Consider the following 11682-nt stretch of genomic DNA (forward strand, 5'->3'; position numbering starts at 1 on the left):
GAGAAGAAGGCAGAGAGTATGTTCTGGCAGGAGGCTAGGAGACATGGCAGTAACATATAGGGAATTGCTGGGGACAAGGTACTTTAGGAAATTTAGGGTAGAGGCGGGAACCAAGGGACTGGAGAAAAAGATCGGCCTAGTTCTTACCTGTGAGGAAGCATTGAGTGATAAAAACAGCTATGTGTTTTTATGCAAGATGTCTTATCATCAAAAAGAAATTTCCCTGGATTTTGTTCGGGAGATCATTGAACGGGGATATTCCGGACTGGGAGTACAAAAAGAGGACGGGGAACCGTTTGATCCGGAAATCCGGAAGTTCTGCGAGGAGAACAATTTTCCATTGATCCGTATTCCGAAACAGGCACATTATATGGATATCGTAAGAAATGTGGATAGTTTATGCGTTGACAGAAAGGTTCAGAATATTTACGACATCATTAATATCCAAACAAGCAATGATCATGATGCGAAACTGGCGAAAACGATACATTCTCTTTCTGTCGATCTTGAGCGGGATGTGAAGATTTACGATCTCTTTTCCAGGAAGATTTTTCTGCCTGATGGACGGATTCTGCGAAATGTGGAGACATCTCAGTATGAATCTGTCTGGAATCCTGCCGGAGATTTTCAAAAGAAGGATCTGGCGGAGAGAATTCCCATGTATCTTTTGTCCTGCGACAACGAAGAAGAGACGAGGCGGATCATCCTGCCTATTCATCTGCGCGGGGAGACGCTCGGATATCTGACAATTGAAGCGGGAGGCCTGGAAAAAGATTATAACTCCTTATACAGCATTAAGATTACGTATCTTTTTGTGGTGTCGGAATATAAGCTGGTGTATCAGGAGGTCGAGAAAGAAAACGAAACCCGGGATGAGATTCTGCGGGACATTGCCAAAGGGATATTGAATATTGACGATGTATATTTTATGAAATATTTTGGCAAAGACAAGATGCGTCCTTTTACGATTGTGGCGATTCGGCAATTTACCGAAGACCTGAATATGTTTATGCGCAGGGAACGGATTGAGGAATGTATTTATCATCATTTAAACAGAAAGGATGTGTTTCTTGGGATTTTGGACTTCAATGAGCTGGTGCTCCTTGTAGCTCAGGATCGTCAGAACAGGGAACTCCAGCTTAAGACCCTTCTTGGGAGAATCGCAGAAGATTTGAAAGATGATATGCCAAGGGCACGGTTTGCGTTTGGAATCTCAGAAACATATACAGGAATCGAAAAACTTGGAGCCGTTTACGAGGAAAGTTTAGGGTGCTTAGAGCGGGGAACGATGCTGGCCCCGGAGCAAGAGATCTTTTCAGAAGAAGACCTGGGTCCATTTCAATTATTTGATTTGAGAAGAATGAAGGAGCGTGGGCCGAAGATGTATGCAGAGTTCGCGGAACCATTCTTGCGGGAGAAGGATGGAAAAGAGTTGCTTTTGACCTTAAGAGAATACTTGCGGTGTGGTTCCTCTGTTTCAGCAACCGCGAAAAAGATGTATCTTCATAACAACACAATCCGCTACCGGATCGAAAAGATAGAGGAAATCCTGGGAGTAAGCCTCAAGGATCCGTTTACCAGATTGAAGGCGGAAATTCTGCTGGAAATTTTTTGCGACAAAAACGCTTAATCAAAAATCAAAAGCGAAAATCGATGCAGCCGGATGATTTTCAGATGTCTGAAAATCATCCGGCTGTTTTTATATTCTGTCGGATCAAAGAAAAAGGATTTTGTAAGAAGCTACAAAAAGAACCAGGGTTTTCAAATAATCCTACAGTGCTACAAAAGAAAAGAAATTCTTTGGAATTCTCTCTATGTTAATCTCAATGGGGGCGTTATAGAATCGAGACAAGTACAAAGCAGACAGGGAGAAAGGAGGAAAACTGCTATGATACAAAAGCTTGGAGACATTGACGCTTTATTGGAAAAGCATGACACCTACAGACATCATTGCCTGAATCTGATTGCTTCGGAGAATTACGCAAGTAAAAGAGTAAGAGGGTATCTTTGTTCGGATTTTAATAACAGATATGGCTGTTATACGACATTGAAACCAGAAGAACGGGAGTATACAGGCAATAAGTACATCAATGAATTTGAACTGGAAACTCATGAGCTGGTGAGAGAGATTTTTGGAGGAACGTATGTGGATCTCCGGCCGATCAGCGGCCACATGGCAGGGATGGCAGTTGTTCTTGGAATCTTAAAACCGCATGATTTGGTGATTGAAGTGTCTTTGGAGGATTGGGGGCATGGGCTGGTGGGGCCGATGTGCCAGATCAGTCAGCTTGGGGAAACGATACGTGTGGAATATATGCCATTTCAAAATGGAGAAGTGGATATAGACGGATTGATTCAAATGGCAAGGGAGAAACGGCCAAAGCTGGTGATCTTTGGAGGCTCAGGGACACTCTTTCCAGAGCCGGTAGAGCAGTTTGTGGAGACGGCGGAGGAACTGGGAATCGTAGTGGCCTATGATGCCTCTCATGTGACGGGGCTGATCGCGGGCAGGCAGTTTCCGAATCCTATTGAGCATGGAGCGGATATAGTATTTGGGAGCACCCATAAATCTTTCCCGGGACCACAGGGGGGATTTGTGATCAGTAATAAACCGGAATTGATGAAACAGATTGGAGACGCGCTTTCTCCGTCCCTTGTAACCAGCCATCATATTGTGCGGCTTCCTGCTTTTGCGGCTTCTCTTTTGGAAATGAAGGAATTTGGAGAAGACTACGCAAAGCAAATAGTAAAGAACGCGCGCAGCCTTGCGGAAGCGCTGCATAAATACGGATTTCATGTGCTTGGAGATGAAGCCAAGGGATTTACGCAAAGCCATCTTCTTCTGGTAGATTTGGAAGATCTGGTGGAAACTGCGCCGGGAAAACTGCTGGAGAAGGCCGGGATTTTGTGCTCTGATGATTTTTCCGGAGCGAGTGCGCAGATCCGGATCGGAACGCCAGAAGTCACCAGATTTGGAATGAAAGAGGCGGAAATGCAAGAAATTGCCAAATTCTTTAAAAGGGCCATTATAGACAAAGAAAGTACCGAAATTTTGGCAAAGGAAGTTGGAGAATTTGTCAAAGACTTCGATAAGCCAAGGTATTGCTTTGAAAATTGAGAAGGAGGAAGAACAGATGGTAGAGATAAAAGACAGATGGTTAAACTTTGAAGTGTCGGAATTTAAAGAGCGGTTACGAAAAGTAAAAGAGAGTATGCAAAAGAAAGGGATGGAAGTCCTGATTGTGACAGACCCTGCGAATATGTGCTATTTGACAGGGTTTGACGGCTGGTCCTTTTATGTACATCAGTGTATCATAGTCATTGATACGGAAGAACAGCCGGTGTGGATAGGAAGGGGACAGGATGCCAACTCTGCGAGACTGACGACCTGGCTGGATGATGAAAATATTTACGCTTATACGGATGATTATGTACACTCTTTGATCAAACATCCTATGGAATTTGTGGCTGATGTGATTCGGGGGAAAAAGGCAGATAAAAAAGTGATTGGAACAGAGATGGATGCCTATTATTATACGGCGAAATGCCAGGAGCGATTGGAGGCCTCCCTCCCGGATGCTAAATTTGCAGATGGAAACAACCTGGTGAACTGGGTGAAGTTGGTAAAATCTGATAAAGAAATAGAACTGATCCGCAAAGCGGGGAAAATCGTAGAGCGAGGAATGGCAAAAGCATACGAGACGGTAGATATTGGTGTCAGACAGTGCGATGCGGCGGCAGAAGTTTATGGAGCTCTCATTAGAGGAACCGAAGAGTATGGCGGAGACTATGCTTCGATTATTCCTTTGATGCCTGCGGGTGTGCGGACCTCTACACCTCACCTGAGTTGGACTGACGAGGTTTATAAAGACGGCGACACCGTGATCCTGGAGCTTGCTGGCAATTATAAAAGATATCATTGCCCATTGGCGAGAACGATGATCCTGGGCAATGCTCCGGAGCGGGTGAAGGAGCTGGGCGCGGTGGTTACAGAAGGAATTGCCAAAGCACTGGAGGCGGTAAAGCCGGGTGTAACCTGTGAAGAAGTAGAGCGGGTGTGGGCGGCGAGCATTGCTAAGAGCGGATTTATTAAGGATTCTCGAATCGGCTATCCAACAGGATTGAACTTCCCGCCGGATTGGGGAGAGCATACCGCAAGTCTGCGGCCTGGGGACAAGACTATTTTGAAGCCCAATATGGTCTTCCACATGATTCCGGGAATATGGCTGGATCAGTTTGGTGTCGATATCAGCCAGACGTTCCGTGTGACGGAGAACGGCTGCGAGGAGATGACCTCCTACGAGCGAAAATTATTGGTGAAGTAAAGTGGCCGGAAAAGGGAAGGAGTGGTGAGGATGAGTTGGATCATCGTTGCGGAAATCGTATTATACTGCATTTGTATGATTGGGATTGGAGTTTATTTCAGCCGTAAAAAATTGTCTCAGGAAGAATTTATGCTGGGCGGAAATAAACTCCCCGGGTGGGCGCTTGCTTTTTCCGAGAGAGCGGCTTGTGAATCCGTATATCTTCTGATGGGACTGACAGGGTTTGTCTATGCAAATGGCGTGTCGGGAGCTTGGGTGCTGATCGGATCCGCTATGGGCACAATGGGGTTCTGGCTGTTTTTTGGCAAGAAGATCCGGCAGGACAATGAGAAATATGGAGCATTGACATTGACGGAATATATTGCCATGAAGTTTGGGGCGAAGGCCAACTTAATTCGATGGTTTATCAGCATCAACGTAGGAATCTTTTTCATGTTCTATCTGGGAGCACAGTTTTCGGGAGCCGGAAAAACTCTGCTCACTGTTACAGGCTTAAAACCAGCCTATGGTATGCTTATTACGGTAATCGTAGTAGTCCTGTACACTACGATGGGGGGATTTATGTCGATTGTATGGGCAGATGTAGTTCAGAGTATTCTTATGGTGGGAACACTGGTGGTGGTTCCAATTACAGCCTTTTTTGTAATACAGGCTCAGGGGATTGACATATCGGCCGCCTTGCTGGAAGCGGGCCCGAATATTTCCTCCTGGACAGGCGGAGTGAACGGAATGGCGGCCTTCCTTTTGATCTTTGCTAATCTGAACTGGTGCTTTACTTTTTATGGCGGCCAGCCGCAGCTGACTTCCCGTGTGATGGCCATGAGGAGTGTGAAAGAATATAATACGAGCAGGAATGTGGCGGTGGGATGGATTGCCGCCGGCTACACAGGAGTCTTTTTCATCGGGATCTTGGGTGTGGCGCTTTATGGCTACGATGCTTTGGCTGATCCGGAAACCTTACTGCCTTATATGATCCAGGATCTCTTCCCGGCTCCGCTTGCAGGGATTCTGATCGCGGGGATCTTCGCGGCCATGATGTCAACCTGCGCCTCTGTGATTATGGTAGTATCAGGAACTTTAAGTGAAGATATTATTCATAAGGCCCTAGGGAAAAATTTGACCAGCGATCAGCTTGTCCGCTTGTCTCGGATCGTAATCTTATGCGCAGGTGCTCTGGGACTTTTTGTGGCCATGACGTCAGGAAAACTGATCTATTACATTACCAGTTGGATGAACGCAGGCGTTGGAAGTGTTCTCTCGGCGATTGTACTGCTGGGATTGTTTTACAAGAAGTCTTCAGCCAGGGGGATTGCATGGTCAATTCTGATTGGGACGATCTTTACAATTGGCTGGATGATCACACCTTTAGAAAATATTGTGAGCGCACGGTTTATGTCTTTTGCGGTAACAATTCTCAGTGGAATTTTGTTGAGCCATCTATGTCCGGACAGTAAATATGAGACAGAGATGTCAGAAAGTCAGGCGGCCGGATAAGGAGGAAAGAGACATGGAAATCAGGACAAGAGTTTTGGAGCTGGAGCCGGAATTGATCGCGTTGAGAAGAGACCTGCATCGCCATCCGGAGCTTGGGTATGAGGAATACCGGACCTCCGATATTGTGTATAAATACCTGGAAGCCTGCGGTCTGGAGGTGGAAAGAATCTGCAAGACGGGCGTGGCCGCTTTGATCCGAGGGGGCAGGCCTGGAAAAACGCTTCTTCTTCGGGCCGATATGGACGCGCTTCCAGTGGAGGAAGAGACAACGGTAGATTACCGATCGGAGGAAGCGGGGAAGATGCACGCCTGTGGACACGATGCCCATACGGCTATGCTTCTTGTGGCGGCCAAGATTCTGGCGGAACGGCAGGAGGAGATCTCTGGAAATATAAAGTTCCTTTTTCAGCCAAACGAGGAAGGAACGGCGGCGAGAGATACGATCCGGGAGGGGATTTTAGAGAATCCCAAGGTGGATGCGGCGTTTGCTATGCATATATGGTCCCAGTTAGAGAGCGGAAAAATCGGAATTTCAGACGGGGCAGTCATGGCGGCCTTGGAGGAATTTAAAGTCACCGTTTATGGAAAAGGCGGACATACGGGAGCGCCTTATGCGGCCATTGATCCGGTGATTGCAGGGTGCAGTATTGTGCAGGCTGTTCAGCAAATTCAGACAAGGGAGATGGACCCCAGGGAACCTACGGTAATCATGGTGGGAAGGTTTGCGGCTGGAACAGCTAGCAATGTGATTCCGGATAAGGCTGTACTGGAGGGAACGATGCGTTTCTTGTATGCAGATGAAGAAAGTGGCAAGAAACGGCTGAAGGAGAAATTCGAGAAGATTGTACAAGGAGTCTGCCAGGCCTCTTCTACAGAGTACCAGATTGAATACAGCGGGGATGACAGCCCGGCGGTCATAAATGATGCGTTGTTGGCAGAAAATCTGCGGAAGACTGCGGCGAGGGTTGTGGAAGCAAAGGACGTAGTTCGATATTCGTATATCGCAGGAGAGGATTTCGCAGAATTTACCAGGAAGGTTCCAGGGGTGTTCTACTTTTTGGGAAGCGGAAACGTTGAAAAAGATACTTGTTATCCTCATCACCATCCTAAGTTTAACGTTGACGAAGAGGTGATGAAGACTGGAGTGGAAATGCATGTACGTTCTGCGTTGGATTATTTGAGAAGCTAGAAAGGAGTAAGTCATGGAGATCAAGAAATTATATATTAACGGGGAATTTGTGGATGGAAACTCCGGTCAATATATTGAGATTGAGAATCCTTATACAAGAGAAATCATTGAAAAAGTTCCAAGAGGAGACCGAGAAGATGTGGAACGGGCGGTGCGCGCCGCCAGGAAAGCTTTTGAGACTTGGCAGGAGGTGCCGGTCGAAGAGAGAATCCGGCTGATGGAGAGCGTTGTTCAAGGCTTGAAGGCGCGCAGAGATGAATTGATCGAGACGGTGACAAAAGAGCTCGGAAGCCCCTATAAAGTGTCGCGGGACGTGCATGTGGATCCATTTATCCTGGAGGCGGAAAACTATATCCTGACAGCCAGAAACTATGAGTATGAAAAGCGGTTAGAAAATTCTGTGGTCCGCAGGGAGCCGGTGGGCGTGGTCGGAGGCCTTACCCCCTGGAATTTCCCGCTGGAGCAGATTGTAAAAAAAGTAGTTCCGGCACTTCTTGCCGGGAACTGTGTAATCCTCAAGCCAAGTCAAATGACACCGCTGACTGCTTACATTCTGACAGAACTCATTGATGCGGCGGGATATCCGGCAGGCGTATACAATATGGTCACGGGGAAAGGAGCAGAAGTGGGGAATGTTCTGGCTTCTCATCCAGAAGTGGACATGATTTCTTTTACAGGCTCGACAGACGCGGGACGAGAGGTCGCAAGAATGGGGCTTGCGAACATCAAAAAGCTGGCGTTGGAGCTTGGCGGGAAATCAGCGACCGTTTTATTGCCGGGAGGAGACTATGAATTGGGCGTGAAGGCCACTCTTGACACAGTGTTTCTGAATTCCGGGCAGACCTGCAATGCGACGACCCGTCTTTTGGTGCAGGAGGAGGACCTAAAATCAGTGGAGGATATTATCATCCGACAGTCTTCCGGCTATGCAGTTGGAAATCCCACCGACTGGACGGTAGATATCGGACCTCTTTCCAGTCAGAAACAATATGACAAAGTAAAAGGTTATATTGAACTTGGAGTCAAGGAAGGGGCGAGAATGATCGTCGGAGAGGTTCCGGACGGGCAGACAGAAGGCTACTATGTAAAACCGGTGGTATTTTCAGACGTAACCCAGGACATGAGGATTGAAAAGGAAGAGATCTTTGGCCCGGTACTATGCGTATCGACTTACAAAACAGTGGATGAGGCCGTAGAAAAGGCGAACGACAGTATCTATGGACTTGGCGGAGCGGTGTTTGGCCCGGAAGAGCTGGCACAGAAGGTGGCCAGGAGGATCAAGACAGGAACGATTTATGTCAACGATGGCGAGTGGGATGTCAGAGCGCCTTTTGGCGGGTACAAGCAGTCAGGATTAGGAAGAGAAGGCGGCGTGGAAGGATTTGAGGAATTTTTGGAAGTGAAATCCATCTATACGCCAAGGGGAGAGCGGCGCTGATGTACAGAAAAATGCACATAAGATTCCAAGAAGAGACCTTGTTTTTCAAGGTCTCTTTGTATTATAATAAAAATACTGAGAAAAAATGGAAAGGAGTCTATAATCATGGGATTTATAGATGAAATCAAAGCAAAGGCGAAAACCTGTAAAAAGACGATCGTGCTTCCTGAGACGGAGGATATCAGGACTTACGAGGCGGCAGAGGCCGTTCTTAAGGAAGGGACGGCGAACCTGATCCTTGTGGGAAGCGAAGAAGAGATCGCGAAAAACAAAGGAGATTTTGATATCAGCGGAGCGACTATCGTAGATCCTGCGACTTCTGAGAAAACAGAAGGATATATCGCGAAATTAGTAGAGCTGCGCCAGAAGAAAGGAATGACTGAGGAACAGGCAAGAGAGCTTCTTTTGACGAATTACCTTTACTACGGAGTCATGATGGTCAAGATGAAGGATGCGGACGGAATGGTTTCTGGAGCGTGCCATTCTACGGCAGACACCCTTCGCCCCTGTCTCCAGATTCTGAAGACAAAGCCAGGAACAAAGCTGGTATCCGCATTTTTCGTGATCGTAGTTCCAGACTGCGACATGGGCGCTGACGGAACCTTTATCTTTGCGGATTCCGGACTGGAGCAGAATCCGGACCCGGAGAAGCTGGCGGCGATCGCCCTTTCTTCCGCGGACTCTTTCCGTCTCCTGACAGGCAAGGAACCGATCGTGGCAATGCTGTCACACTCCACCAAGGGAAGCGCAAAACACCCGGATGTGGACAAAGTGGTAGAGGCAACCCGTATCGCGAAAGAGAACGCGCCGGAAGGCCTTCAGCTGGATGGAGAGTTCCAGCTTGACGCGGCGATCGTACCAGAAGTGGGCGCTTCAAAAGCACCGGGAAGTCCGGTGGCGGGCAAAGCGAACGTACTGGTATTCCCAGATCTGGATGCGGGAAATATCGGTTACAAGCTGGCTCAGAGACTGGCGAAAGCAGAGGCTTACGGTCCGCTGACCCAGGGAATCGCGGCTCCGGTCAACGACTTATCCCGCGGCTGCAGCGCCAAAGATATTGAAGGTGTGGTAGCGATCACGGCAGTACAGGCAATGGCAGAAGAATAAAGAAAAGTAAGTAATATAAAAGAGAGGGAAAACAAATGAATGTATTAGTTATCAATTGCGGAAGTTCATCATTGAAGTTCCAGCTGATCAATTCAGAGTCTGAGGAAGTACTGGCAAAAGGTCTGTGTGAGCGGATCGGCATCGACGGGCGTCTCACCTATCAGCCGGAAGGCGGAGAGAAGGAAGTATCTGACAAAGCTATGCCTACCCATACGGAGGCGATCCAGTTCGTGATCGAAGCCCTGACCAACGATAAGACAGGCGTTGTAAAGAGCTTAGATGAGATCGGCGCGGTGGGCCATCGCGTGGTACATGGCGGAGAGAAGTTTGCAAGTTCTGTTGTGATCACAGACGAAGTCCTGAAAGCCATCGAAGAATGCAACGACCTTGCGCCGCTTCACAATCCTGCCAATCTGATCGGCATCAACGCGTGTCAGAAACTGATGCCTGGCACACCGATGGTTGCTGTATTTGACACGGCCTTCCATCAGACCATGCCGGAGAAAGCTTATCTTTACGGGCTTCCCTATGAGTATTATGAGAAGTACGCGGTAAGACGCTACGGTTTCCACGGGACAAGCCACAGTTTTGTCTCCAAACACGCGGCAGAATTCCTGGGACTGGATCTGAATGATTCTAAGATCATTGTGGCGCATCTTGGAAACGGCGCTTCCATCAGCGCGGTGGAGAACGGAAAATGTGTAGATACTTCTATGGGACTGACTCCTCTGGAAGGTCTGGTGATGGGAACCCGTTCCGGCGACATGGATCCCGCCATTATGGAATATATCGCAAAGAAAGAAGATCTGGATATTGCGGGAGTAATGAATGTATTGAATAAAAAATCCGGCGTGCTTGGCCTTTCCAAGAATTTATCCAGCGACTTCCGGGATCTGGAAGAGGGCATGAATAACGGGAATAAATACGCGAAAGCGGCAATGGAAGTGTTCTGCTACCGGGTAGCGAAATACATTGGTTCTTATGTGGCGGCCATGAATGGAGTAGACGCCATCGCGTTTACAGCCGGAATCGGTGAAAACTCAGGAACAGTCCGCAGGATGGTCCTTTCCTACCTTGGGTATCTGGGAATTTCGGTGGATGAAGAGGCAAATCAGAAGCGGGGAGAAGACCAGGTGATCTCTACATCGGATTCCAAAGTGAAGGTTGCTGTGATCCCTACCAACGAAGAACTTGCTATTGCTCGTGAGACGGTGGCCCTGGTATAAGTAGAACGCTGCTTTTGAAGAAAGAGAAATAATCAGTAATTTTGCGGGTTTTGGTTGACAAACTTATTTTTCGTGATATAATAGTTTAGGTGTGGATAGGAGTAATTATCTATGTTGTTAGACCTGTCAAATGTTCTGTCTGAGCAGCATGAGTCCATTGAACGGGACGTGCCGATCGAGATAGAGAAATTTCAATTTTCACAGGGAGCTTTCCCTATTATTAGGAAAAGTCCTTTGTCTATCACGGTGGAATATGTGAAAGAGCGGAAGATTCGGATCACAGGAAAAGCAGATCTTCTGTTTGAAACAGCCTGTGATCGGTGTTTGGCACCAGTGGAGACACCGCTTACGCTTGATTTTACCAAAAATGTAGATTTGGACGAACCGGATGGAAGCCAGACGGAAGATTTTGACGAAGCAAATTATATTGACGGATATACGCTCGATGTAGACCAGATGGTCTGCAATGAGATTCTCATAGGATGGCCGACTAAGATTCTGTGCGGCGAAGACTGTAAGGGGATTTGCAGCGTATGTGGTCAAAACCTGAATGAGGGGACTTGTGACTGTGAAGACACAGGTCTTGACCCTAGAATGTCAGTTATCCGCGATGTGTTTAAGAATTTTAAGGAGGTGTAACCCATGTCGATCTGTCCAAAGAACAAATCTTCAAAGGCAAGAAGAGATAAGAGAAGAGCTAACTGGAAGATGAGCGCACCAAACCTGGTGAAATGCAGCAAGTGCGGCGAATTGATGATGCCTCACAGAGTATGCAAAGCCTGTGGCTCTTACAACAAAAAAGAGATCATTCCTCAGGACTAGGAATGAGTGAAAAGATGAAAAAGCAATCGGGAACAGGTGAGAGTTTGTTCCCGATTCTTTTTTTCGTTTTCACGAAATCTG

The 11682-nt window shown here is 47.4% G+C and carries 10 protein-coding genes; all 10 read left to right on the forward strand.

Translation table 11 applies throughout. The features are described from left to right. Window positions 1-43: 43 nt before the first annotated feature. The gene (locus tag FND36_07875; GenBank protein QDW73957.1) at window positions 44-1630 is read left to right on the forward strand and encodes a hypothetical protein; all 1587 of its coding nucleotides are present in this window, start codon (window positions 44-46) and stop codon (window positions 1628-1630) included. Between the two features lie 258 nt (window positions 1631-1888). Next, window positions 1889-3118: an aminotransferase class I/II-fold pyridoxal phosphate-dependent enzyme gene (locus FND36_07880; protein QDW73958.1), complete on the forward strand. Its 1230-nt coding sequence runs from the start codon at window positions 1889-1891 to the stop codon at window positions 3116-3118. A 16-nt stretch (window positions 3119-3134) separates the two neighbouring features. Continuing rightward, window positions 3135-4325, forward strand: coding sequence for a M24 family metallopeptidase (locus tag FND36_07885; GenBank protein ID QDW73959.1), 1191 nt, complete (start codon window positions 3135-3137; stop codon window positions 4323-4325). Between the two features lie 30 nt (window positions 4326-4355). Further along, complete coding sequence (locus tag FND36_07890; protein ID QDW73960.1) at window positions 4356-5819, forward strand: sodium/proline symporter; 1464 nt, start codon at window positions 4356-4358, stop codon at window positions 5817-5819. 13 nt (window positions 5820-5832) lie between these two features. Continuing rightward, on the forward strand, window positions 5833-7008 hold the full coding sequence (locus FND36_07895; GenBank protein QDW73961.1) for an amidohydrolase: 1176 nt from the start codon (window positions 5833-5835) through the stop codon (window positions 7006-7008). Between the two features lie 13 nt (window positions 7009-7021). Then, window positions 7022-8446, forward strand: a complete 1425-nt coding sequence (locus FND36_07900; protein ID QDW73962.1) for an aldehyde dehydrogenase family protein — start codon at window positions 7022-7024, stop codon at window positions 8444-8446. Window positions 8447-8551: 105 nt separating this feature from the next. After that, window positions 8552-9553, forward strand: coding sequence for a phosphate acetyltransferase (pta, locus tag FND36_07905; GenBank protein ID QDW73963.1), 1002 nt, complete (start codon window positions 8552-8554; stop codon window positions 9551-9553). A 35-nt stretch (window positions 9554-9588) separates the two neighbouring features. Next, window positions 9589-10779, forward strand: a complete 1191-nt coding sequence (locus FND36_07910; protein QDW73964.1) for an acetate kinase — start codon at window positions 9589-9591, stop codon at window positions 10777-10779. A 111-nt stretch (window positions 10780-10890) separates the two neighbouring features. Next, window positions 10891-11418: a DUF177 domain-containing protein gene (locus FND36_07915; protein ID QDW73965.1), complete on the forward strand. Its 528-nt coding sequence runs from the start codon at window positions 10891-10893 to the stop codon at window positions 11416-11418. 3 nt (window positions 11419-11421) lie between these two features. Beyond that, the gene (locus FND36_07920; protein QDW73966.1) at window positions 11422-11601 is read left to right on the forward strand and encodes a 50S ribosomal protein L32; all 180 of its coding nucleotides are present in this window, start codon (window positions 11422-11424) and stop codon (window positions 11599-11601) included. Window positions 11602-11682 lie beyond the last annotated feature (81 nt).

Source organism: Lachnospiraceae bacterium KGMB03038 (genome assembly GCA_007361935.1).
Lineage (GTDB): Bacteria > Bacillota > Clostridia > Lachnospirales > Lachnospiraceae > Massilistercora.